The sequence below is a fragment of the Micromonospora noduli genome, from assembly GCF_003264365.1.
Taxonomy (GTDB): Bacteria; Actinomycetota; Actinomycetes; order Mycobacteriales; family Micromonosporaceae; genus Micromonospora; species Micromonospora noduli.
The window spans coordinates 59,201-83,263 of the sequence record NZ_PYAK01000018.1; the positions used below are offsets into that span (position 1 = coordinate 59,201).

The window sequence follows — 24,063 nt, forward strand, 5'->3', positions numbered from 1 at the left end:
GATGGGGGACTCACCCCCGCCGTTCGGGGGCGCTACGAGGTCGATGCGACCGGCTGGCTTGCCGGACCGAAGATCGACGACAGTCGACATGGCCCGGGCGGTGAGCAGGCGGGCCATATGCCATACATCGGGGCGCATCGCACGGAAGTGAGGCGGGTGAAGCGGCACGGCAGGCAGCTATGACATAGATGGGATTACATGTCTTGCATGATCTCAGGTATGAAGGCCGAAGGCACGTCTCGGTGCTGATTCCTGAGAAGGAGCGACAGATGAAACATGCCCTGCGCCGCCTACGAACGGGGGCGGTCGCGCTCGCTGCCTGCACACTCGGGCTGAGCCTACTGTCGGTACCCGCCGCCGAGGCGTACTCGGTTGCCCCTCTCGCGCCACAATCCGAGCGGGCACCGGAATCGAACCAGTTCTCGGCAGAGGGTGTGACCACGATCGGTGAGCTCCGCACCGTCGACAGCTCCCTGTCCTACGCCCCCAACGGCGGGACACAGATCATTCAGCATCCCGGTGCCACCTACGTCAAGGTGCACTTCAGCTCACTGCGACTGGCCCAAGGCGACTACGTCACCGTGTCGAGCCGCGACGGTAAGGAGAGCTACCGCTACGACCGCCACCTGAACCGGGCAACCGGTTCGGACTACACCACCGACGGACAGCCGGGTTTCTGGGCGATGTCGGTGGAGGGCGACACCGCCGTGGTGACACTGCACAGCAGCCGCCCCTCACGTGGCAACGCCGCCACCATTGACCGGTTCTGGCGCGGATACGACCGCACGGAAATCGCCGCGCACAACTTCTCCACCCAGTCCGTGTGCAGCACCGACGCCCGCCGGGACGTGGTCTGCTACCAGAACAGCCACCCCACCGAGTACGCCCGCGGCAGGGCGGTGGCGCGGCTGCTGATCAGCGGCGGTGGACTGTGCACCACCTGGCGGGTCGGCAACACCAACCGGATGCTGACGAACAAGCACTGCTTCTCGACGCAGTCCGCAGTGAGCGGCAGCGAGATGCAGTTCAACTACCAGTGCGCCACCTGCGGCGGCGCGAATCCCGGCGCCGGCACCAAGGTCAGCGGTGCCACCCTCTACAGGGTGAGCAGCGGCGGCTCCAGCCAGCTGGATTACACCCTGTACTCGGTCAACAACTTCGCCGCCATCCAGGGATTCGGCACGCTGTACCTGGCAACTACCGCCACCAGCAACGGCACCCGGATCTATGTCCCCGGGCACGGCGACGGCAGCGCGAAGCGGCTGTCGATCTACGAGGACACCCAGAACGGCGCGACCTGCGCCGTCCGGAACGCGAACTACAACACCTGGAACATCAGTTACAGCTGTGACACCTCCGGCGGCAACTCGGGTTCACCCGTGCTGAACGCCAGCCACCGTGTGGTCGCCCTGCACCACCTCGGCGGTTGTCCGTCGAACCAGGGCGCGAAGGCGCACCTGATCTACAACGAGATCGCCAGCCTGATCGACAACGGCTGAGACGGTGGGCCGCCAATGCGCGCTCTGCGCCTTGGCGGCCCATCGGCATCCTCGCTACAGCGGCTCGGCTGGTCAGCACAACGACCTCGAAGAGCCCCGTCGGACGGCCATGGAGGGGCGCGGCCGAAACCCTCGGCAAGGATTTCGAGATCGAGGACGACAAGCAACTCCCCACGGTACGGGTCGTGCTGCTCGTGCGCCGAACACCGCAGTGAAAGGAGCGGGTCGCTCAGGTCACCAGGCCCCGGCGGTACGCGTACACCACGGCCTGCACCCGGTCGCGCAGGTCGAGCTTGGTGAGGATGCGGGACACGTACGTCTTGACCGTCTCCTGGCTGATCACCAGGGCCGCGGCGATCTCGCTGTTGGAGAGCCCCTCCGCGATGAGCCGGAGCACCTCCAGCTCGCGTGGGGTCAGCGCGCCGCCGTCCGGGTCCCCCTCGGCCGGGCGGATGCGGGCCGCGTACCTGCCCACCAGCTGCCGGGTCACCTCCGGGGCAAGCAGCGCGGCGCCCGTCGCCACCGTGCGGATGCCGTGGAGCAACTGCGCCGGTGGGGCGTCCTTGAGCAGGAAGCCGCTGGCGCCCGCGCGCAGCGCCTCGTAGACGTACTCGTCGAGGTTGAACGTCGTCACCACGAGGACCTTCACCGGCACGGGGACCCCCGCGCCGGCCAGCAGGCGGGTCGCCTCGATGCCGTCGAGCACCGGCATCCGGATGTCCATCACCACCACGTCCGGCCGAAGCCGACGGGCCAGGTCGACTGCCGCGCGCCCGTCACCGCACTCGCCGACGATCTCCATGTCGGGCTGGGCGTCGATGATTGTCGCGAATCCGGCGCGGATCAGCTCCTGATCGTCGCAGACGAGCACCCGGACCGGCGCGGTCACGACGGGTTTCCAGCCGGGATCCGGGCCCGCACGAGGAAGCCGCCGGAAGCCTGCGCACCCGCGCTGAAGTCGCCACCGAGGACGGTGACCCGCTCGCGGAGCCCGGCGAGGCCGCGCCCGCTGCCGCCCGGGGACGCGCTGTCAGATCCGGAGCCGTCGGTGCTGATCTCCACGGTCGTCTCTCCTTTCCCGTGGTGAACGCGAACCCGGGTTCGGCTGCCGTGCGCGTACTTCAGCGCGTTCGTCAGCGCCTCCTGCACCACCCGGTACGCCACCACCTCGGCGCTGCCGGTGGCCGCCGCCGGCGTGCCCTCCCGGACGAACTCAACCGGCTGCCCGGCCTGCCGGGAATGCTCGACGAGGGCGTCCAGGTCGCCGACGGAGGGCGTACGCGGATCGCCTGTGCTGTTGTGATCCGGGTTGAGCAGGTCGAGCAGCTGCCGCAGGTCGCCGACGGCCCGGCGGCCGGTCCCGGTGATCGCGGTCAAGGTCTGGTCCAACTTGTCCGGGGCGCCCGTCAGGTAGCGCGCCGCCTCGGCCTGCACGACCATCGCCGTCACGTGGTGGGTGACGACGTCGTGCAGCTCCCGGGCGATGCGCGTGCGCTCCGCAGTACGGGTGGCCTCCTCGGCATGGCGGCGGCGTTCCGCCTCGGTGGCCCGGTTCTGGCGCAGCCACGCCCCGATGCCCCACGCGAGCGCCAGCAGCAGGTAGAAGGTGCTGAACCCCGCGACGCCCTCACCCGACCCGAGCCGGTCGAGGGAGATCGCCAGGGGCACGTACGCCGCCGTGGCGAGACCCGCGACGGTCCAGCGGCGCCGTTCCAGGTGGGTGCCGGCGCTGATGAGCGCGATGGCCAGTCCCGTACCGGCGATGGTGTGGTAGCCGCGGAGCTGGTCGATCGCGAAGCCGAGCGACACCAGCGCGAGGCAGACGGCCGGCCACCGACGCCTTACGGCGAGCGGCAGGCACTCCAGGGCGACGACACCGATGGTCAGCGCATCGTACGGGCGGTCCGGGAGGTCGCCGAGCTGCGTGCCCTGTCGCTCCAGGGCCGGGACCACCGTCGCGAGGGCGAGGGCCAGGGCGATCGGGAGATCCCGGACCGTGATCGGCCACTGCCGCCACAGATCCGGGAGCCTCCGGAGCTTGATCACTGGGTGACTGTAGCGGTTGCCGGGGCCTGCGCCGTGCGGTGGCGGCGAGGGATGATGTGCCCGCGGCGCTTGGCCAGCCACAGGAATACCGCGGTCAGCACCACGCCGGCCAGCACCGCGTACAGGCTGCCCTCCGGCCCGAAGTCGCCACCGCTCAGCGCGACCGGCCCCGTTGTCGAGGCCTCGATCAGCCCCTTTGACTCGCCGTTGCCTGAGACCACGACGCTGAAGATGCCGCCGGCGGCGAAGTTCCAGCCGAAGTGCAGGCCGATCGGGACCCACAGGTTCCGGGTGGCGGCGTAGCAGGCGGCCAGCATGAACCCGGCCTCGATCGCGATGGCGGTCGCCCCCCACACTGTGGCGTGCGGGTTCATCAGGTGGATCGCGCCGAACACCACGCCGGTCAGGGCGAGAGCGATCCAGGTGCCCGTGCGCTCCTCGATGATGCGGAACAGCACCCCCCGGAAGATCAGCTCCTCGGTGACGGCGGCGGCCGCCATGAACCCGAGCAGACCCAGCGCTCCCGTCGGCGAACCCCAGGCCTCGACGTGGTAACCGCCGAGGAACGCGATGTTGGCGATGACGGCCGCGAACATGGCGAAGCCGATGAGCGTCCCGCGGCCCAGCTTCCGGCCCCAGCCGTCCAGGCCGAGCTCGGTCGGCTCACGGCGCTCGGTGCGCCGCACGACCCACCGGTAGACGACCACGCCCAGCACTGCCGTCGCAGCGCCGATCACCAAGGTGAGGAAGAAGCTGCCCTCGACGGCGGCGACGCTCTGCCAGCCGACGAGGGCGGCGACGGTGACGGCGAGAAACTGTTTGACGAATCGCATGGCGACTCCTTCGTAGACCACGGCCGGAGCGCCGCGGACACGAAGAAACCTATGATCTTCCGCCGCCCACAATCGTCACCGTGCAGTGGACACTTGCGGGTAGCTCGCACGGGGGACAAGAAACCGCTCGGGAGCCCAGACAACCTCGGCGTCAACCGGAACACCGTGGTGAAGGCGTACGCCACGTTGCGCGAGATGGGGATGATCGACCACCATTTTGAGATGCCGTGGTGAGCGCATGAAACGCCGAACGGCGGCCCGCTGAATCAGTCGGGCCGCCGTTCGCAGAGTGTGAAATCAGAGCGGGCGGATGTTCTCCGCCTGCGGGCCCTTCTGGCCCTGGGTGACGTCGAACTCCACCTTCTGGTTCTCGTCGAGGCTGCGGAAGCCGCTCGCCGAGATCGCGGAGAAGTGGGCAAAGACGTCGGCGCCGCCGTCGTCCGGGCTGATGAAGCCGAAGCCCTTGTCGGCGTTGAACCACTTCACGGTACCTGTAGTCATGTCTGCTCCTCGCAGGCTGTCAGAGACCGCACTGTGCGGACCCTTACGCCGCCGCGTTGATCACCCGCGTCGAAACGACACGAAAAACGAAAAGCGCCTGGAGGGGTTTCTGATGCCCCATCAGGCGCTGGTAAACGTCTACGGAAATCAAAACTGCAACTCGGTTACCGTAGCACATGATGCCTCGTCGATCCCGTCGAGGTGAGTGGACGTCCCGGCGGCCGACCACACCTGAACCCGGGCGCGCTGCACGCCTCGCTGGCCGGCGACGAGGCGAAGGCGACCTCACCGACGACCCGGTGAGGTGCCATCCGACGATTCCACTCGACCGGACAGTTCGGTGGCTTATGGTGAAAGGCCGGCGCTTCCGGCGCCGTGCGACGTCCGGATCCGGACCACAGACCTTCACGTTGTCCAGCCGAAGGGCGGATCCATGACCGAGAAGACGTCGCGGTGCCGCGTGCCGACCGGCGCCGCCGACGCCCGCGGCGTCCAGCACGGCTGAGATGGACTGGGCCGGATGGGCGTTGTTCGGGTTGGTCGCCACCGCCGTGCTGACCGCCGCGCTGATCACCGCTCAACTGGCCGGCCTCACCCGCCTCGACTTTCCCCTGGTGCTCGGGACCCTGGTCACCGAGGACCCCGACCGGGCCCGAGTCGTCGGTTTCTTCATCCACCTCTGCGCCGGTCAGGGCTTCGCTCTCGGCTACGCGGCCACGTTCGCCCTGCTGCACCGCGCCACCTGGTGGATCGGTGCCCTGCTCGGAACCGTCCACGTCGGAATCGCCCTGACGGTCCTCCTGCCGCTGCTTCCGGGGGTCCACCCGCGCATGGCCTCCCAACGGGCAGGTCCGGCCAGCACGGCCGTGCTGGAGCCGCCCGGCCTGTTCGGCGTCAACTACGGCATCCAGACTCCAGCGGTCGTGGCTGTCGTGCACGTCTTCTACGGGGTGGTCCTCGGGCTGCTCCTTCGAGCCCACTGACCCGCGTCCCGCGACTCGTCAGGAAGCGATCACCATGACCGGTGGACACGACAGGACGCGTCCCCGGCCCCTGGCGCCGATCAGCGACTACGGGCTGCTGGGTGACACCCGCACCGCGGCTCTCGTCGACGGTGACGGCGGGATCGACTGGCTCTGCGTGCCCCGCTTCGACGGCGAGCCCCTGTTCGGCCGGCTGGTCGGGGGTCCCGACGCGGGGACGTTCCGGCTCGGTCCGGCCCGACCGGCCACGGTCGTCGAACGGCGCTACCGGCGGCACACCGCCACCCTGGAGACGACGTGGGAGGTACGCGGCGGGCGGCTCACCCTCACCGAGGGGATGGTGGCCGAGGTCAGCGGTCGCCTGCTGCCCACGACACTGGTCGTGCGGCGCCTGTCGACCGATGATTCGGCGGTCGACGCCGTCGTCGAGTTCGACCCCCGCTTCGGTGTACGGCACCGCCGGCCACGAGCCCAGCACCGCCGCCAGGCGCTGGTGTGTCAGTGGGGGTCGCTCGCGGTCTCCCTGGGCAGCGCGCCGCGGCTCTCCATCGAGCCAGGCCGCCCCACCTCGATCACGGTCAGCCCGGGCCGTCCGGTCACCCTCGTGCTTGCCGTGGCGCACCGCGAACCGCTGATCCACGTCGACCCGGCAGCGGCCTGGGACCTCCTGACCGAGGACGAGGACCGCTGGCGGGACTGGACGGCGGAGATCGACCCGTCACTGCCTTTCCGGGAACACGTCGTTCGAAGCCTGCTGACCCTGCGGCTACTGACCTACTCGCCGTCACGAGCCCCGGTGGCCGCACCCACCACCTCTCTGCCGGAGGATCCCGGCGGGGTACGGAACTGGGACTACCGCTATGTCTGGCCCCGAGACGCCAGCATCGGCGTCAGCGCCTTCCTCAGCGTCGGCAAGCCCGACGAGGCACAGGGTTTCCTCGCCTGGCTGTTGCACGCCAGCCGGCTACAGCGGCCACGCCTACCGGCGCTGCTCACCCTTCACGGCCGCCGGGTGCCCGCCGAACGGGAACTGCCCGGCTGGCCGGGCTATCTCGGCAGCGTCCCGGTACGGGTCGGCAACGGCGCCGCCGGGCAGCACCAACTCGACGGCTACGGCTGGGTGATCGACGCCGCCTGGGCGTTCGTGCAGGCCGGGCACCGTCTCTACACCGAGACATGGCGGGCGATACGCGGCTTCGCCGACATCGTCGCCCGTTACTGGCAGGAGCCCGACGCCGGCATCTGGGAGGTTCGCGAACCTGCCCAACACGTGCATTCCAAGCTCATGGGGTGGCTCGCCCTGGATCGAGCCCTGCGCATCGCCGACACCCACCCCCTGTCCGGCCGCCGACGTCGACGTTGGCAGGAGGCACGAGATGCCATCGCCGCCGAGGTACGGACATCCGGCTTCAACCCGACGGCGGGCAGTTACGTCCGCAGCTACGGCTCCGATGCCCTCGACGCGGCCCTGCTCGTCCTGCCGCTGCTGGACATGGACAGCGTCGAGTCGTCCCGGGTGCAGGGCACCATCAACGCCATTCGGGAGCGGCTCTCCGCCGGCGGTCCGCTGCTCTACCGCTATCCGCCGGGAAGTGACGGCTTCCACGGCGCCGAGGGCGCGTTCCTGCCGTGCTCGTTCTGGCTGGTGCAGGCCCTCGCCCGCACCGGGCGCCGCACCGAGGCGGTCGAACTGTTCCAGTCCATGCTCGACCACGCCAGCCCACTCGGGCTCTACGCCGAAGAGTTGGACCCGGCGACCGGCGCTCACCTCGGCAACTACCCCCAGACACTGACCCACGCCGCGCTCGTCCAGGCCGCGCTCGCCATTCGCGACGCCGCCGCTGGCTAGGGTGCCAGACCCCCGGCTAGGAGTCGGGGCGCTCCAGCGAGATCTCGACGAGGCCGTCGGCGGCGTAGCCGAGCCGTATCCGCACCCCCTGTACGACGAACTCGTCGGAAGCTGCCTGCGCCGGGTCGCCCAGGATCGCCCACGCTTGCTCGCGATCGCTGCCCACTGTCAGTCCGGCGATCAGCGCGGCGGGACGCGGATATGCGCCGTCGCCGACGAGGCGAAACGTCATGCTGCTCACGCCAACAGGACCGACCGCGATCAGCGCTGTGCCGGCGGCAAGGCTGTGCGAGATCTCGACCTGCTCGCTGTCAGCCGGCTCACCCAGCGCATCGATGTGCCACCAGAGCTCGCCCGCGAACCGTGGAGGGATCAGGCGCTCCCGGCACGAGAACCACCTCGCTGGTCGCCACGCCGCGCCGCTCGGGTGGAAGAGGCGCAGGTCGTCATGCTGGCCCCGCCAGCACTCGCCTTGGAACGCGCGACGATCACGCCCAGTGCCCGAGTTCGGCGTCGATGCGGGGGTCGGAGCGCACCCACACTTCGCCGCTGCCGGATCCAGCCGGCGCGTCGACGCGCTCGAGCCCGAGGGTCTGGATCAGACTCAGCAGCTCGTCGCGAGCCTCGCCCGCCTCCTCAAGCGTGCGGCAATCGAAGAAGACGTAGTGCACACCCCAGGGATCGTTGTAGCCCGAGTCGGCCCAGATGCGACAGAACCGGTCAACGGCATCCCGGTCGAGCGGCGCGGTCAGTGACGGCTCGCCGCTCAGCGCCGCAGCCGCGGCGAAGCCGCGCGCGATGTCATCGTCGTTCCACCATGGCGCTGCCTGCGCGACTGCGGCAGGCGTGAAGTCCTCCAACGCGAGGAAGCGCTCCAGCAGCCTGCCGACCTGGGCATCCTCGACGCCCAGCTGGGCTTGCTGCAACCGCACCAGCAAGCCTTCGGACATCATGCAGGGGCCCGAATACGTGAAGATGCCGGTGGCTGCCACGAGCATGCCGCCGTTCGGATGTGCGCTGGTCCGGACGGTGCCCGGCTGCGGCATGTGCCGCACCAGCGCGAGCAGGTCAGGCGGCACGCCGTCGTACAGAGCGGCCCGCGCATTGGCGTCGTCGATGGAGGCCAGGCGGCTCCCGCTGTCAAACGTGACCACCAGGCCGCGACCGCCGGCGGCGAACCACCCGTCGACGGAGTCACCACTGCCGTCGCCGAACCTGTAGTGCGTAAAGCCCGCGACCGTCGTCGGCTCGCGGCCGTCGATGTAGGTCAGGACGGCCAGTCGACGGCACAGTTCGCGCGGGTGGGTCCGTCGGAGCACCGACCTGTCGAAATCGAGTCGGAGCTGTGTACGCATGGCGCTGGGCACGTCCGGCCACCATGGGCCATACCGGCCGAGCTTGACGAAGCCGCCGCGGATGAACATGAACGCGAGCTTGCGAAAGTCGCCGGCGTTGGCGAGGCGGAACTCTGTGCGCGACTCCTGCCCCCCGGTGACCCGTGCGACGATCCCGTGGTCGAGCCAGAGGATCAGTCCCTCGTCGCGCTCATCAGTGATGCAGAACGACGCGTTGTCGTCAGCACGATGCTCATCGATGAACTCCAGGAACGCGCCGAGCGCGTCTGTCGGGCCGCCAGGGACCCACTCCCGCTCGTTGTCCTTGTCGTCGCTGAAGGTCAGGGATCGCATGCCATCCTCGGTGCTTCGGGCCTCATACGCTTACTGCCAAGGCCAGACGTTGAAGCGGAACTCTCCCACGCCGCCGTCCGCCATGACATCGACTGCGCCGCGACCAGATCGTCGAACGCGACCACCTCGTCCTTGGCGAAGCCACACCCTAAGTCGGAGTGGCTCAGCGGGTGTGCGGCTGCCCGGCTGGTTCTGGCCGGGACTACAGGTCGGCGCTACGTTCGGCGTGGTCGTCGTCTACGTCACGCTGCACAACCTGCGTGATCACAGTGCTGCGCTTGCCCCCGTTCAGCGGGTGTCGGTGGTGCAGCACCCGTCGTCACATCCGCTGGTGTCGCTGCGGTGGGCGGGGGAGTGCAGGGCCGAGTCGGGAGCGCAGCAGGTGTCGCCGCGCCAGGCTTCGCGGCCTTCCTTGACCGCGACCGCGGCGATGATCAGAGCCGCAGTCGGGTCGGCCCACCACCAGCCGAACAGCGAGTTGACCGCGAGCCCAACCAGCAGCACCGCCGAGAGGTACGTGCACAGCAGGGTCTGCTTGGAGTCCGCGACGGCCGACGTCGACCCGAGTTCGCGGCCCGCGCGGCGTTGTGCGGCCGACAGGACCGGCATCACCGCCAGGGATACCGCGGCCAGGACCAGACCGATCGTGGAGTGTTCTGCGCGGTCGACGCCGACGAGCGCGCGCACTGATTCGACGGACACGTAGGCGGCGAGGACGAAGAACGACAACGCGATGATCCGCAGCGCGGCGCGTTCCCGGCGTTCGTGGTCGGGGCCGGAGAACTGCCAGGCCACGGCGGCGGCGGAGGCCACCTCGATGACGGAGTCGAGCCCGAACCCGATCAGCGCGGTCGAGGAGGCGATCCTGCCGGCGCCGATGGCGATGACCGCCTCGATCACGTTGTAGGTGATCGTCGCGGCGACGAACAGGCGCACCCGCCGGATCAGGATCGAGCGACGGGCCGGTGACGGGCCAACCGACATCAGCGGAAGTGGCGTGTTCATCAGCAGCACGCCTCGGATTCGGCGGCCGGGCAGGCGGCTGGATCGACGGCCAGGACCAGACCGAGCAGGTCTCCGAGGGCGTGCGTGAGCCGGGCGTCGGCGAGTTCGTAGCGGCTGCGGCGGCCTTCGGGCACGGCGACGACGAGGCCGCAGCCGCGCAGGCACGCCAGGTGGTTGGAGAGGTTCTGCCGGCTGGTGCCGAGCAGGTCGGCGAGCTCTGCCGGATAACCGGGCCCGTCGCGTAGCGCGAGCAGGAGCCGGGCGCGAACCGGGTCGGACAGGGCATGACCGAAACGGGCCAGGACCTGCCCATGCGTCAGCGTCTCCACCCAACGACCATACATCGCACTATGAATTAACTCGACGCTGAACTGTGGTGTCGGCCGGGTCATGGCTCACGCGAGCGCACCAACGTGGCATCCACGACTGAGCGTTGGGTTCGATCTGATCGACCAGCGCGACGCTGGTGGCGCGACGAACGCGGGCCAGCGCGGACCAATCACCGTAAGCCTTTCGAAACTGAGGACTGGCCGGCGTGGCTGCGAGCGTCTCCCCTGTGAACGGCCACGATGCCGGTGCGACTACTCATCCGCTCACTGACGGCTCTCCCTTATCTTCGGCAACAGCGTGCCGTCGTCACACCGCGCCCTGATCTCGCTCCTGTTGCCCGCGGACAGCAGCACCACCTGGATCTCCTTGACGGGCCCGGCGTTGTAATCCTTGAGGCGGTAGCCGGTGGCAGGAGCGACGTCGACAACGCGCACCTGATCGCCGGTGCAGAGCACAGTCACCACGCCGCCGAGTGCCCGAAGGGGTGTACCTGGATTCGAGGAGGTCGGCGCCGACGCGGCGCTGGACGGCTCCGTCGGCTGTTCGGCACTGGGTGACGTTGCAGGGCCAGGGCCGGCCGTCGAACCGGCTCTGGCGGTCGGTTCAGTCGGCCCAGCAGGTGCGGTCACCGTGCGGCTTGGTCGTGAGACTGGTGTGGGCTCCGCGGACGCCTGCCGGGGAGCAGGTGCCTCAGTGGCAGACACATCGAAGGCGGCGTCGGGCGGGGTGGCGCCGTCACGTGTGGCGACCCCGCCCGATCTGCCATCGGCGGGCACGAACTGGGGGAGCAGCAGCGAAATGGCCCCTGCCGTCACCACGAGAACGGGGATCAACACGGCGTTGGAGATGCGGCGACGCCGACCGGGGGAGGGACCGGCGGTGGTCGGGGCCGACACGGGCGAGACGGGCGCTGGCTGCGTCGCCTGTTTCACCCGCCGTTCGGCGTCATCGGTTAAATCGTGCAGGGCCGTGGCCACCTCTGCGGCGTCCGGCCGATCCGCGGGGTCCCTGGCGAGGCAACGGTCGAGGAGGTGGTGAACCTCGGGGGACACTCCCTCGATGTCAGGCAGCGGTGCCGGATCGACGTACACGTGAGCGGTCAACATCTGCGTGGGGGTCTCCGCCGACCACGGCAGCTCATTGGTCAGCGTTCGGTACAGCAACAGTCCGAGCGCGTAGACGTCGGAGGCAGGCAGGACGTTGCCACCGGCGAGCCGTTCGGGCGCGAGGTAGGCCGCGGTGCCCAACAGCTGTCCGTCCGCCTCCAGCTCCGGCCGACCGACAGTGGTGGCGATACCGAAATCGACCACCTTCACACCGGCTGGCGTCAGCATCACGTTGGACGGCTTGATGTCCCGGTGCACCAGCTTACGATCGTGCGCGGCGGCGAGCGCCTCGGCGACCTGCGCGCACGTCCGCATCGCGGCGGCTGGCGGCAGCGGACCGGCGGCAAGTCGCTGGGACAGGGTCTGGCCGGGCAGCAGTTCCATCACCACGTACGAGACCTGGCGGCCGGCGGCGTCGGTGTGCTCGCCGTAGTCGTACACACTCGTCACGTGCGGGTGCCAGAGGCCGGCTGCGGCCCGGGCCTCGGCCTGGATGCGTTGTCGTGCACCTCGGGCGGTAGCTTGCGCGCCGGCCAGGACCTTGACCGCCACCGCGCGTTCGAGGACCCGGTCCCACGCCCGCCAGACGGCCGACATGCCACCAGTACCGAGACGGCTCTCGACCTGATACCTGTCGTCCAATAGATCACCGACCATCACTGGGACAGCTTGCCAGAATGGACCCGCAGCGGCATGACGGTCTACTCCGATGCTGGTCACCGGCCGTCCCCTCGGCTCTACCCGCCTCATCGCCCGGCGCACCTGACCGGACCGGTGAGAGCGGCGGTAAGGGCCGGCCGTGCTCGGCCGGCACTTCGGTGGGTGGTGGGGGAGAATCGAATCATGTTTGTCATCAAGGAGCGGTTCTTCTCGATCGGCGACGACTTCGACGTGCTCGACGAGCACGGCACAAAGGTCTTCCATGTCGACGGCAAGGTGCTCAGCGTCCGCAACAAGGTCGTCATCGAGGACGCGTCCGGCCATGAGGTCGCCACGCTGCACCGGCACCTCGTGGCGTTGCGTCCCACGTACGAGATCCGGATCGGCGGCGAGAAGGCCGCAGAGGTCCGCAAGAAGCTGCTCACGCCGTTCCGCGACAAGTTCACCATCGACGTGCCGGGGCCCGACGACCTGGAGATGAAGGGTGACCTGCTCGACCACGAGTACGTGATCGAACGCGGCGGCACCGAGGTGGCCTCGGTCTCCAAGCGGTGGCTGACGATCCGGGACACCTACGCCGTGCAGGTCACCGCCGGCGTCGACCCGCTGCTCATCATCGGCAGCGTCCTCGCGCTCGACCTGGCCATGAACCGCGACAAGAAGAAGAGCGACGACGACTGACCCCCTGCGGCAGCCGCATTGCTAATGCTCGTGGCCGGGACGATCTGACGCGTTCCCACGCCGCGAACAGCCCGTAACCAGGCTGGGCAGGAGCAGCAGGCTGCGTTATTGGCTGTGGGGCCGGATGTTGTGGTTGAGGTGGAACACGTTGTGCGGGTCCCAGTTCGTCTTCAGCGCGGTGAGCCTGGCGAGCTTGGCGGCCGGGTATGCGCGGCGTACCCCGCGTTGCCCCTCGTCGGCAGCGAGCGAGTTGACGTAGACGCCGTCGGCGTACGGGTCGAGCGCGGCTGAGGCACTGCGAGCCGCTGCCATCCGGATGTCGTCTTCGGATGGCTCGGTCCAGCGGGAGCCGGCGCCGAACTCGAACATGGTGCCGCGGTGGCTGAACGCGGCGTCGGCATCCGCGACGTCGGCGATGGCGCCGCCGTGCGCCTGTAGGCCGACGTTGGCCAGGTGGGCGCCGGTGTGCAGGTCCGACTCGCCGCGCAGCAGGAACGCCTCGATCGCGGCGGTGGGGAACTGCCGCAGGTAGTGCGCACTGGAGTACCGGCGGTAGGCGTGGCCGCCGACGGTGTCGTCGCGTTGTTGCAGTTTCAGGTACGACGGCGTGCTGACCCGTTCGGCGACCGGGCGGCCGAGCGCGCGCAGTGCCGGCAGCAACCGGTGACCCTGTGCCGGGTCGCCGACCCATACGAAGCCGACGGTGGCGATAGGCCCCCTGGCCGTGCTGTTGACGTCGGCGGTGAAGGTCGCCTGCCGCGGTGCGACGGCATTAAGGTCCCGCCAGCCTTCGAGCACCGGTACGGCGTCCTCGGCGCGGAAGTCGAATTCGGCGACCAGGGTCCGCGTTCCGGTGCGGTGCAGTTGGAAATCAAAGTCGGTGACGATGCCGAAGTTGCCGCCCCCGCCGCGCAGGCCCCAGTAGAGGTCGGGGTTCTCGGTTCGGCTCGCGGTCACCACCTCCCCGTCCGCGGTGACCATCGTGTAGGAGACGACGTTGTCGCAGGCCAACCCGTGTTGGCGGGCGAGCCAGCCCATGCCGCCGCCGAGGGTCAGGCCGCCGACCCCGGTGTGCGAGACGTTGCCGGCGGTCGTGGCGAGGCCGTATGGCTGCGACGCCCGGTCGAGTGCGCCGAGCAGCGCGCCGCCCTGGACCCGGGCGCGTCGCCGGATCGGGTCGACCCGAACGCCGTTCAACGGGGTCAGGTCGATCATCAGGCCGTTCGCGGGGACGGCGAGGCCGGCCACGTTGTGCCCGCCGCAGCGCACCCCGATCTCCAGGTCGAGTTCGCGGGCCAGGCGCACCGCGGCCACCACGTCGGTGATGCTCGCGACCTGCACGATCATCCGCGGGCGCCGGTCAATCATGGCGTTCCAGACGGTGCGGGCCGCGTCGTATCCCGGATCACCCTGGGTGAGGAGGTGGCCGTCGAAGCGGGGACTGGTCGTCGTCATACGTCTGAGCCTGGCGGAAAGCGGTACACCCGGTAAGGTCCGATTTCATGGGCCGTACCAGGACCAATTCGAGCACGGCGGAAGACCTGCTCATCCATGTCGACCGGTCGGCTGCCGAACCGCTGCATCGGCAGATTGCGGCCTCGATCCGGGGCAGCATCCGGGCCGGCCGATTGCGTCTCGGGACGTCCCTGCCGCCCACCCGCACCATCGCAGTCGATCTGGGAGTCTCACGCGGCGTCGTGGTCGAGGCCTACCAGCAACTCGTCGCCGAGGGCTACCTCACCAGTCGGGCGGGCGGCTATACCAAGGTCGCGGTCGAGCCGGTTCCTCCGTCGGCGGGTCGGCGCGGCGGGGACCGGCCGGCGGCCCGGATCGACTTCGGGTACGGCCGCACCGACGTGGCGTCATTCCCGCGGGCCGCCTGGCTGCGTTCGGTGCGAACGGTCCTCACCACCACGCCGAACGAACGCTTCGCCTACCTCGATGGGCGTGGCGTACCCGAACTGCACGCAGCCCTGATCGACTACCTCAGCCGGGTCCGCGGCACATCGGCCCGCCCGGAGAACGTCGTGATCTGCAGTGGCTACGGCCAAGGCGTCGCGCTGATACTCCAGGTGCTCGCGGCGCGCGGCGCCCGCCGGGTGGCCGTCGAGGACCCGTCCGCGGACGACGACGCCCGCCTCGTCGCGGCCGCCCTCGGCCTGGACGTGATCGGCGTCCCGGTCGGGCCAGACGGCATCCTCGTCGAGAAGCTCGAACGGACCGACGCGGACGCCGTCGTGCTGACGCCCTCGCACCAGTGGCCCACCGGCGGCGTCCTGTCGGCCACGGCGCGGGCCCGGGTCATCGGCTGGGCGCAGCGTCGCGGCGCCGTGGTGATCGAGGACGACTACGACGCGGAGTACCGCTACGACCGCTCGCCGATCGGCGCCATGCAGGGGCTGGCACCCGACTCCGTCGTCTACTGCGGCACAGCGAGCAAGACCCTGGCGCCAGGGCTGCGTCTCGGGTGGCTGCTTGCGCCGTCACACCTGGTCGACGACATCACGGCGGCCAAGGTACGGGCTGACCGCGGCTCTCCCGTCATCGACCAGCTGACCTTCGCCGACTTCCTCACCCGCGGCGAGTTCGACCGGCACCTACGGCGCATGCGCCCGGTCTACCGTCGCCGCCGCGACGCACTCCTGGCCGCGCTGCGCGCACGCCTGCCCGATCTGGAGCCGGTCGGTGTCGCGGCGGGCCAACACGTCGTCACCTGGCTCCCGCACGACCTCGACGAGGCTCCGGTCGTGGCCGCCGCCGCCCGTCGCGGACTGATCGTGCAGGGCGTCTCCCGGTACCGGCTGAACCCGGCCGGACCCGGCGGGCTGATCTTCGGCTACGCGACCCTCACCGAACGCCTGATCACCGACGGAGTGGAAGCCCTCGCCGAGGCGGTCGCAGAGGTCCGTGCGCACATCTGCCGCTGACGGTGCCCATGGTCCAAAGGGTGCGGCTGGAGGCCTGAGCAACCTGGTCATCTCGCCGCGGCGGTTGGCTGCCAACTGATCCGTTCATAGCAGACCAGGGCGATCAAGATGATGGCGACCAGAGCGAGGGCGGCGAGGGCAGGAAGGTTTCGGGCGACGGGCAGCAGCGCGAGGATGCTGCCGGTAGCGACGATCGGGGCGAGTGGGGCATGCCGCACGGTGAGTTGAAGAAACAGGGCCCGACCAATGAGGTAGAGCGCCGGGCCGCCGAACAGAACCGCGGTCGAGGTCCAGCCCAGCGGGGTCCCAGCGGGGTGCTGGAGTGGGTCGTGGGTCATGTGGGCGAGGACCACCTCGATGCCGAGGGCCAAGTAGATGATCCCGGCGATGAGCACGAAGTGAGTCAGGCTGTAGGCGATGCTGCCGGTCCGAGTCCGGTCCGCGACGGGGATCCGAGACAGGGCTTGTCCGGCAGGTGCGGCGGCGTTTTCGAAGTACAGCCACCACAGGGCCAGCGCCGTGGCCAGGGCGAGCAGTGCGGCGATCAGGACCGGCCCATGAGTGACCGCCGAGCCGGCGCCGACGCCCACCGAGATCAGCGACTCACCCAGAGCAATGATGACGATCAGTCCGTGCCGCTCGGCGAAATGGCTGGGGCTGGGCAACGGAGCGCGTCCGGCCGACACCGCGATGAACAGTCCGCCGACGCAGTCGATGAGGAACGCTGCGGCCCACAACAGCGTCTGCGTTGTGCCGCCGAGCACCGCGCCGAGCAGCAGCGCAGGCAAGCCCACCGAGATCGGGATGACCCGGAGGCGCAGTGAAGCGCGTAACCGCGCGTTACCGGCCGATATGTGCCAGACAAGGGCCAGATATACCGCCCGGATGACGATGTAGACGACGGCCAAAGTCATGGGCGCGGCCAGTGACTGGTTGTCGTACCGCCACGCCTCGGGAAGTACCAAGGCGGCCACGAACATCGCGGCCATCACAGCGGCGTTTCCGGCGCGGATCAGGCCCACGTCGGCACGGACCTGGTTGGCCAGCCAAGCGTAGTTGGTGAACGGCCACCACAGCAGTAGCAGGAGCACAAGGCTATGGAGCAGCCCGAGTGGCGTCGGCGACTGTGCCGTGAACGTCGCCACCCGGATGAAGGCGAACACGAACACCAGGTCGAAGAACACCTCGAACGGCGTTGTCCGATGGGTCGCCTCGGTCCGCGGGGGCGGCCCGGCTCGGAATATATGCCTCATGGACCAATCTTGTTCGCCCGACATCCGGCGGGACCCGGGTTCAACACTTAAACCCGGCAGCCGCCGCTTGCAATGATGGATGGGCTTCGTCACGCCTGTCGCTTCGTACCGGTCGATTTCATTTCGGCGAGCGGTTGCTGCTGAGGCGAGGGTTGGTCGAGTGGGGCGGACCGGCGCGCATTCCGTGGATGATCTCGCCGCGAGCTATACGCTTCCTGAGTCAGGTAGGCCCGCCGGGTCAGACCGGGCACCTACTCGTGGAACGGCTCCCGCCCAGTGCCCTTGCCGTTGTGACCTAGAGGAAGTCGTCTCTTGGATACCAGGATCCAGAACGTCCGACTGGACGCCACGTCGAACGAGCAGCTCATGGCCCTGGCGAACGCCGGGGCCGCGGCTTTCGGCCATACCGCCAAACTTCAGGTGGACCAGGCCCTGGCCCAGCTTCTGCGGCTACGCGTCGCGCAGATCAACAATTGCAGCTACTGCCTTCTGGTGCACCACGCCGCTGCCCGTACCGCCGAAATTCCGCCGTCCAAGGTCGAGACCCTCACCGCGTGGTGGGAGACGCACCTGTTCACCGAGGAGGAGCGAGCCGCGCTGGCGTACACCGAGGCCTTGACCCGAGCCGCTGACGCCACTGTCAACAACCGGGTCCAGGAGGCGCACGACAGGATGACCACGCACTTCACGGCGGAGGAGATCCTGGAAATCGTGGCCGTAGTGATCAATATGAACATCTGGACGCGGCTCAAGCTCGCCGAGGGTGCCATGCCCACGATGGCGCCGTCCGTGTGAGTTGATACCCGGCAATGTCATTTGATGTCGTTCCGGATCGACGAGTTCTTCAGCGCCGCGCGTCGTTCCCTGCCATCGCGTGGTCCGGTCAGACGCCACGATAGGGGAGCGAACGCCCTGGCCGAGAAGAAGAGGACAGGGTGAGCCTGGGAGGCCAGAACCGCCGATGGGTAGTTTCCGGACATTGGGAGCCGCGCAGCACCCGACGTAGGTTGACGACCGTTCGCGCTCGGTTGCAGGGTCGACCGCGCGGAGCGTAGTCGAAGCACGATCCGCCCCGTACCGCCTTTCAGCAAACAATTCCTGAGGTTCGTCCGCCCAACTAACGTGAGTGTCATCCATTCCAGTCAGGCCGGCCGGCACGGACAGCTAGGACCTGGATGCACCGAAACGGAGGCGGCATGGACAACTGGTTCATCTCAGAGGCGGTGTCACGCAGTGCGGAATCCGAAACGGATCGGCGAAGGCTCGCGGCTTTGGTGGATCCAGGGGTGTGCAGTGCCGACCCGGCGGGTGGTGGCTCGCCGAGCGACGCGGCTATCCTCAACTTCGCGCTCAATCTCGAGTATCTCGAAGCAGAATTCTATCTCCGCGCGACGACGGGATCCGGGCTTCCCGACGAGATGACTACCGGCACCGGGGTGCGCGGCGAGGTGTCCGGTGGACGTTCAGTCAACTTCAGCAGCAACTTTGTGCAGAGGTTCGCGAAGGAGATCGCCTCCGACGAGATGCAGCACGTGGCCTTCTTGCGATCCGCGCTCGGCGATGCCGCCGTTGCTCGTCCCGCGATTTCGTTGGACGCGAGCTTCACTGCGGCGGCAACTGCCGCTGGTCTGGTCAAACAAGGCGAAAGCTTTGACCCGTACGCGAACGACCTCAACTTTCTGTTCGCGGCGTTTCTCTTCGAAGACGTCGGAGTGTCGGCGTTCAAAGGTTCCGCGTCACTGCTGTCGAACAAAACGTATCTTGATGCGGCAGCCGGCCTGCTGGCCACCGAGGCATACCACGCGGGGATTGTGCGGTCCGCGCTCTACAGCGCCGGGCTCGCCAACGACACAGTATTTGACTCGGTACAGAAGATCTCCGAAGCGCGCAACAGTCTTGATGGTCCGGCGGACGACGACCAGGGTGTCGGAACGGCGGCGGACCCCAATTTCATCCCGACGGATGAAAATGGGATGTGCTACGGCCGATCGGCCCAGTCCGTCTTGAACATCGTGTACCTGAGCCCCACCTCGGCGGCTTCGGGTGGCTTCTACCCAGCCGGCGTGAACGGCGAAATCGCGGTGAGCGCCGGAACGGCCTGAGTGTCCATTTGCTCAGGGCTCCTCCCTTGAGGAAGCCCACAGTGTCTCCGGTCTGACGGTGGGCTTTTGTGCCTGGCGCCGAACGCCCGACGGCCGCTCCCCGTGCTTGGCGAGCGGCCGTCGGTACCTTCGCTCCAGTTGCCGTTCAGCAGCGGCCGAGGTCCTCCCACTGCTGGGTCCAGCCTGGCTCGGATCCCTGCGTCCAGTGCCGTGCCCGCCACAGGTGCTTGCCGTCACCAGACGACGGACCGCTCGGGTCGCCGTACTTGCTCTTCTCGTGCTTCACGGTCTGGCCGCCGGTGTAGACGGTGCCGAAGGCCCACTCCGGTGCCGTGGAGCAGTTGCCGGCTGGCGGCGGCGTGGTGGGCGGCGTGGTGGGCGGGGTCGTCGGCGGCGTGGTCGGTGGGTTCGTCGGGTTTGAGCAGGTGCCCGTCGTGGCAACCGTGTCCGCGAACGCGCTGCCCGCCGACCGGTACGCCGTCGTCTTCGACGTCACCTGGGCAGGGCTCAGGACCTGGTTCTTCGCGAACAACACCCAGTCAACCTGCTGGATGTAGGTGCTCAGCCCGCCGGTGTGGGCCGCCGTGTCGATGAACCAGAGGTTCCAGTTGATCGTCATGGTCTGCCGCGGGTAGAACTTGCCCGAGTGGTCGCCCACCTGGACGCCGTCGATGTAGTAGATGACGTGTCCGTTCGCGACGGTCGCCACCAGGTCGTGCCAGCCGTTGAGACTGCTGCGCTGCTCCGAGTGCATGTTGTCCGCGTACCAGGGGTCGTTGCGATAGGTGTACCAGGTGGTCTGGTAGTTGATCGGGCCGGTCTCGCCCCACCCGCCGTTGGGCAGGTACTCGGAGATGTCCAGCTCGCTGTAGGTCGGGTCGAGGTCACCGTTCAACGGACTGATCGTGAAGAACGTCTGGTTGATGTGGTCGCCGTCGTTCCCACTGGTGGGGGTGTCGGTGAAGCGCACCCGGCTGGCGTACGTGCCCTCGAGGTAGCGCTTCTGGGTGCTGTAGAGCTCGGCCTGGTTGGTGCCGGCGCCGGTGCCGTCGGTCGAGGCGGTGAGCTGCATGACCTTCTGGCCGCTGACGGTGGGGAAGGTGATGCTGTTCGGTGACCAGGTCGCCCCGGGCACGCCCGGACCACCGGAGTAACTGCGCGGGGTCCAGCCGTGCGCGGTCAGGGAGCTGTCGCTCGACGATGTGTAGGAGAAGTCGTCGAACAGGTAGCCGCATTCGGCGGCGGAGGCACTCGGTGCGCTGGCGAAAACCGCCAGCGTGCCGAGCAGGGCCGCTACTCCCGCGAACCCTATTGATCTACGTCTGTCGATGTGCATGAGCCGGGTCCTCCGATGGGTGGGGGTGGAAAGGGGACCTACTTGACCGCGCCGGCGGTCATACCGGCGCGGATGTGCCGTTGGAACGCGACGTAGGCGACGAGCACCGGCAGCATGGCGATCGTCAAACCGGCGAACAGGCCGCTCCAGTCGCTGCGATACCCCTGGCTGACCGACAGGGCGGCCAGACCCTGTGCCAGGACGTACCGGTCCGGGTCGGGGTTGAGAACCAGTGGCAGCAGGTACTGGTTCCAGAGCCCGAGGAAATTGAAGATGCCGACCGCCACCAGGCCCGGCCGGGCCATCGGCAGCATCACGCGGAAGAACACCCCGCCGTGCGAGCAGCCGTCGATGAATGCCGCCTCCGCCACCTCGCCGGGCAGCGTGCGGAAGAACGCGTGCAGGAAGAAGACCGTGAAGGGTACGGCGTACGCCGCGTAGACCAGGATCAGACCGTGGTACGTGCCCAGCAGGCCCAGCTGCTGGACGACGAAGAACAGCGGCACCAGCGCCAGGAACACGGGGAAGAACATCGCCGCGACGAAGGTGTAGTAGATGAACCGGTTGCCGCGGAACTCGTAGCGCGCCAGGGCATAGGCGACCAGCGAGCCCAACAGCATGGTCAGCACGAGCGCGCCACCCACGACGACGACGCTGTTGAGGAAGTAGCGACCGATGCTGGCCTGGGTCCATGCCCGGGACCAGTTGTCGAACTGCGGTGTGGCGGGCAGTGACCACGGTTCGTTGAGGATCTCGTCGTCGGTCTTGAAGGAACTGACCACTGCCCAGAGCAGCGGGAGCGCGGTGACGACGGCCCAGGCCAGCATGGCGAGGTGCACCGGGAAAGCGGTTCCGGGGCGCCGGCCGCGACGTACCGGGGCGGGCCGGGCCGCGACCGCCGCCGCTCGCTCACGTGTCACGGTCATGCCAGCTCCAGCCTCTCCTTGCGGCCCGACCGCAGTGCCAGCACGGCCAGGGTCAGCGTGGCGAAGAACAGGGCGACTCCCATGGCTGAGGCGTAGCCGAACTTCCCGTACTGGAAGGCGTTGCGGTAGAGCGACAGCCCGATCACCTCGGTCGCGCCGTCCGGTCCGCCGGGCCCGACGGTCATCACCTGGACGACGGCGAAGGCGTCCAGTGCGGCTATGCCCAGGTACACGAACGCGACGTGCACGCTCTCTCGCATCAGCGGAAACGTCACAGTGCGGAAGGTCGCCCAGCCGCCGGCCCCGTCGAGCAACGCCGCTTCGAACAGCTCGCGCGGAATGCTGTCGATCGCCGCACTGAACAGCACCACGTAGAAGCCCACCGATGACCAGACCAGGACCGCCATCACCGCGATCAGCGCCAGGGACGGCGACGCGAGCCAACTCCGGGTCAATCCCTCCAGGCCGACCGACCGCAGCGCCCCGTTGAGCAGCCCGTTGTTGGGGTTGTAGACGAACCCCCACAGCACCGCGATGACCACCAGGGACAACAACTGCGGAAAGAAATAGACGATCTGGTACGCGCCAGAGCCCGCGATTCCCCGTCGTCCACCGCGGCCACCGAGGTGCATCATGCTCGCCAGGAACAACCCGATGCCGATGGTCACGAGTGGCACCACGACCAGCATCACCGCGTTGTTTCGGACCGCGTGCAGGAAGAGGGAGTCGCCGCCGAGGCGGGCGTAGTTGCCCGCCCCGACGAAACGCGCCTCGCCGGCGACGCCGGTCCAGTCGGTCAGCGACAGGTAAAAGGCCTGCGCGTACGGCGACAGCACGAACACGGCGTGCAGCACCAGCGCGGGCACCAGCGCGCCGGCCAGAAACCGCCACCGACCGTGTCTCATCAGCGGGTGTACTTCTTCACCGTGGAGTCCCTGGCCAGCCCGTCGGCCGCCTTCTGGATCCGGTCGGACCACTGCCTGGCGGTGATCCGCCTGTTCACCAGCTCGCCGGTGGCGTCGTCTACGGCCTTGGCCAGCGGGGCGTACCAGGTGCGGAAGCGGTAGGTGAAGGTCTCGGTGCCGGCCGCCTGGACCACGTCGCGCACCGAGCCGAGGCCGCTGCTCAGCGTGAGGCCGTCGGTGGCCCCGGCCACGGCGGGCAGGGTCCCGGCGGTCTCGGCGAAAGCCTTCGCTGACTGCTTGGAGAACAGGATCCGTAGATACTCCATGCCGCCGGCGGGATTCTTGGCCTTCGCCGGCACCAGGAACGACTCGCTGCTCGCCGCCTGGACCGCTGTGTGCTTCAGGGCGTCCGCCGTCGTCCGTGCGGGCACCGGGGCCATGACCATGTCGAAATTCGCGGGCGTGACACCCTTCTGCTCACTCTCCAGCCAGGACCCGCAGGGGATGATCGCTGCCTTGCCCTGCGACCAGGCGGCCTGCGCTTCGGTGTGCGACAGCGCCTCGGAGCCGGACATGAGGTAACCCTTGCCGGCCAGCTCGGCGAACGCCTCGGCGGCGCCGATCAGCCCCGGCGCCTTCCACGCGTTCGGCTCCAGGTTGTCGACGGCCTTGATCAGCGCCGGTCCGCCGGTCTTGGCGGCCATGCTGAGCAGCGGGTCGTTGATGTACTCCGGGTACTTGCCCTGGTAGGTCCAGGGCGCGACGCCGGCCGCCTTGATGGTCGCGCAGAGCGCGAGCATGTCGTCCCAGGTCGTCGGGAAGGTCCAGCCCTTCGCCGCGAAGAGCGGCTTCGAATACCAGAGACCCCAGACGGTGTACGTGAAGTTGAGCGTCAGCGGGACCGCGTCGAACGTGCCGTCGTCGACCACGCCGGGCAGCAGCGTGTCGCGCACCGTCCTGCCCGGGTCGTCGAAGGCGGGAGCGTCGAGCAGTTCGCTGAGATCAGTGACCTGTTTGGCGGAGACCAGCGTCGCGATATCGAGGCGGCTGGCACCGGTGTTGTCCACGACGTCCGGCGGGGTGTTCGCGACGAATCGAGGCTGCAACGCCTCGCCGATCTTCTGGATGCCCTGATGGTCGATCTTCGCGCCCGCGTACTTCTGGGTGTAGAGCGTCTCGGCGCGCTTGGCGTACTCGTCGCCGTACCCGCCCTTGAAGATCACGACCTCGAGCGGCGCGTCCGCCTTGACGCCCAGCGGGTTGCCGGCGCTCTTGGCCCCGGTGTTTCCGGCGGCTCGGTCCTGGTCCTCGCTACCACCGGTCACGCAGGCGCTCAGCAGGGGCAGTGTGACACCGGCGGTCACCGCCGCGCGCAGCACGGTTCGTCTTGTGGGGTACGGTCCGGACAGGGGTGAACGGTTCATCAGCTGGGC

The 24,063-nt window shown here is 68.6% G+C and carries 22 protein-coding genes; 7 read left to right on the forward strand and 15 right to left on the reverse strand.

The window, feature by feature from the left end:
* Positions 1–269: 269 nt before the first annotated feature.
* Positions 270–1,499, forward strand: a complete 1,230-nt coding sequence (locus GUI43_RS16200; protein ID WP_112699152.1) for a trypsin-like serine peptidase — start codon at positions 270–272, stop codon at positions 1,497–1,499.
* Between the two features lie 229 nt (positions 1,500–1,728).
* On the opposite strand, the gene GUI43_RS16205 is transcribed toward GUI43_RS16200, so the two are convergent.
* The 4 genes from GUI43_RS16205 to cspE all read right to left on the reverse strand — a co-directional run bounded on the left by GUI43_RS16205 (position 1,729) and on the right by cspE (position 4,879).
* The gene (locus GUI43_RS16205; protein WP_112699153.1) at positions 1,729–2,388 is read right to left on the reverse strand and encodes a response regulator; all 660 of its coding nucleotides are present in this window, start codon (positions 2,386–2,388) and stop codon (positions 1,729–1,731) included.
* Positions 2,385–3,545 (reverse strand): sensor histidine kinase, encoded by a 1,161-nt coding sequence (locus GUI43_RS16210; protein WP_112602238.1) that lies wholly within the window; start codon positions 3,543–3,545, stop codon positions 2,385–2,387. The genes GUI43_RS16205 and GUI43_RS16210 overlap by 4 nt, the downstream gene beginning before the upstream one ends.
* Positions 3,542–4,378: a CPBP family intramembrane glutamic endopeptidase gene (locus tag GUI43_RS16215; RefSeq protein ID WP_112699154.1), complete on the reverse strand. Its 837-nt coding sequence runs from the start codon at positions 4,376–4,378 to the stop codon at positions 3,542–3,544. The genes GUI43_RS16210 and GUI43_RS16215 overlap by 4 nt, the downstream gene beginning before the upstream one ends.
* Positions 4,379–4,675: 297 nt before the next feature.
* Positions 4,676–4,879, reverse strand: a complete 204-nt coding sequence (gene cspE, locus GUI43_RS16220; protein ID WP_043326981.1) for a transcription antiterminator/RNA stability regulator CspE — start codon at positions 4,877–4,879, stop codon at positions 4,676–4,678.
* Positions 4,880–5,385: 506 nt separating this feature from the next.
* On the opposite strand from cspE, the gene GUI43_RS16225 reads away from it, so the two are divergent.
* Both GUI43_RS16225 and GUI43_RS16230 read left to right on the forward strand, forming a co-directional pair.
* Positions 5,386–5,862, forward strand: coding sequence for a hypothetical protein (locus GUI43_RS16225; RefSeq protein ID WP_091404692.1), 477 nt, complete (start codon positions 5,386–5,388; stop codon positions 5,860–5,862).
* A gap of 34 nt (positions 5,863–5,896) precedes the next feature.
* Positions 5,897–7,711: a glycoside hydrolase family 15 protein gene (locus tag GUI43_RS16230; RefSeq protein ID WP_112699155.1), complete on the forward strand. Its 1,815-nt coding sequence runs from the start codon at positions 5,897–5,899 to the stop codon at positions 7,709–7,711.
* Positions 7,712–7,727: 16 nt separating this feature from the next.
* On the opposite strand, the gene GUI43_RS16235 is transcribed toward GUI43_RS16230, so the two are convergent.
* The 5 genes from GUI43_RS16235 to GUI43_RS16255 form a co-directional block, all read right to left on the reverse strand.
* Positions 7,728–7,943: a hypothetical protein gene (locus GUI43_RS16235; RefSeq protein WP_112699156.1), complete on the reverse strand. Its 216-nt coding sequence runs from the start codon at positions 7,941–7,943 to the stop codon at positions 7,728–7,730.
* A gap of 256 nt (positions 7,944–8,199) precedes the next feature.
* Positions 8,200–9,399 (reverse strand): DUF6357 family protein, encoded by a 1,200-nt coding sequence (locus GUI43_RS16240; RefSeq protein WP_112699157.1) that lies wholly within the window; start codon positions 9,397–9,399, stop codon positions 8,200–8,202.
* A gap of 288 nt (positions 9,400–9,687) precedes the next feature.
* A complete protein-coding gene (locus GUI43_RS16245) occupies positions 9,688–10,404 on the reverse strand; it encodes a cation efflux transmembrane domain-containing protein (protein WP_112699172.1) in 717 nt (238 codons plus the stop codon).
* The gene (locus GUI43_RS16250) at positions 10,404–10,733 is read right to left on the reverse strand and encodes an ArsR/SmtB family transcription factor (protein WP_181545443.1); all 330 of its coding nucleotides are present in this window, start codon (positions 10,731–10,733) and stop codon (positions 10,404–10,406) included. Before GUI43_RS16250 ends, GUI43_RS16245 begins: the two co-directional genes overlap by 1 nt.
* A gap of 264 nt (positions 10,734–10,997) precedes the next feature.
* Positions 10,998–12,560 (reverse strand): serine/threonine-protein kinase, encoded by a 1,563-nt coding sequence (locus tag GUI43_RS16255; protein ID WP_170158741.1) that lies wholly within the window; start codon positions 12,558–12,560, stop codon positions 10,998–11,000.
* A 123-nt stretch (positions 12,561–12,683) separates the two neighbouring features.
* Between GUI43_RS16255 and GUI43_RS16260 the strand changes: the two genes are divergently transcribed.
* Positions 12,684–13,181, forward strand: a complete 498-nt coding sequence (locus GUI43_RS16260; RefSeq protein WP_112583179.1) for an LURP-one-related/scramblase family protein — start codon at positions 12,684–12,686, stop codon at positions 13,179–13,181.
* 105 nt (positions 13,182–13,286) lie between these two features.
* On the opposite strand, the gene GUI43_RS16265 is transcribed toward GUI43_RS16260, so the two are convergent.
* Positions 13,287–14,636 carry an FAD-binding oxidoreductase gene (locus tag GUI43_RS16265; protein ID WP_112699159.1) on the reverse strand — a complete coding sequence of 450 codons (1,350 nt, stop codon included), beginning with the start codon at positions 14,634–14,636 and terminating at the stop codon, positions 13,287–13,289.
* A 47-nt stretch (positions 14,637–14,683) separates the two neighbouring features.
* Here GUI43_RS16265 and pdxR point away from each other — a divergent pair, with 47 nt between their 5' ends.
* Complete coding sequence (pdxR, locus tag GUI43_RS16270) at positions 14,684–16,108, forward strand: MocR-like pyridoxine biosynthesis transcription factor PdxR (RefSeq protein WP_112699160.1); 1,425 nt, start codon at positions 14,684–14,686, stop codon at positions 16,106–16,108.
* Positions 16,109–16,155: 47 nt separating this feature from the next.
* Here pdxR and GUI43_RS16275 read toward each other — a convergent pair whose 3' ends face one another.
* Entirely contained in the window at positions 16,156–17,385 is a 1,230-nt protein-coding gene (locus GUI43_RS16275; RefSeq protein WP_112699161.1) for a low temperature requirement protein A, read from the reverse strand.
* A 288-nt stretch (positions 17,386–17,673) separates the two neighbouring features.
* Here GUI43_RS16275 and GUI43_RS16280 point away from each other — a divergent pair, with 288 nt between their 5' ends.
* Both GUI43_RS16280 and GUI43_RS16290 read left to right on the forward strand, forming a co-directional pair.
* On the forward strand, positions 17,674–18,156 hold the full coding sequence (locus GUI43_RS16280) for a carboxymuconolactone decarboxylase family protein (protein ID WP_208646498.1): 483 nt from the start codon (positions 17,674–17,676) through the stop codon (positions 18,154–18,156).
* A gap of 401 nt (positions 18,157–18,557) precedes the next feature.
* A complete protein-coding gene (locus tag GUI43_RS16290) occupies positions 18,558–19,463 on the forward strand; it encodes a ferritin-like domain-containing protein (RefSeq protein ID WP_112583183.1) in 906 nt (301 codons plus the stop codon).
* A 145-nt stretch (positions 19,464–19,608) separates the two neighbouring features.
* Here the strand turns inward: GUI43_RS16290 and GUI43_RS16295 are convergent, their stop codons facing one another.
* Genes GUI43_RS16295 through ngcE form a run of 4 tightly spaced genes read right to left on the reverse strand, consistent with a single transcriptional unit; the run spans position 19,609 to position 24,054 of the window.
* A complete protein-coding gene (locus GUI43_RS16295; RefSeq protein ID WP_112699163.1) occupies positions 19,609–20,799 on the reverse strand; it encodes a glycosyl hydrolase in 1,191 nt (396 codons plus the stop codon).
* 38 nt (positions 20,800–20,837) lie between these two features.
* Positions 20,838–21,725, reverse strand: coding sequence for a carbohydrate ABC transporter permease (locus tag GUI43_RS16300; RefSeq protein WP_112602215.1), 888 nt, complete (start codon positions 21,723–21,725; stop codon positions 20,838–20,840).
* Positions 21,722–22,630: a carbohydrate ABC transporter permease gene (locus GUI43_RS16305; protein ID WP_112583186.1), complete on the reverse strand. Its 909-nt coding sequence runs from the start codon at positions 22,628–22,630 to the stop codon at positions 21,722–21,724. The genes GUI43_RS16300 and GUI43_RS16305 overlap by 4 nt, the downstream gene beginning before the upstream one ends.
* Entirely contained in the window at positions 22,630–24,054 is a 1,425-nt protein-coding gene (gene ngcE / locus GUI43_RS16310; RefSeq protein ID WP_112699164.1) for an N-acetylglucosamine/diacetylchitobiose ABC transporter substrate-binding protein, read from the reverse strand. Before ngcE ends, GUI43_RS16305 begins: the two co-directional genes overlap by 1 nt.
* Positions 24,055–24,063 lie beyond the last annotated feature (9 nt).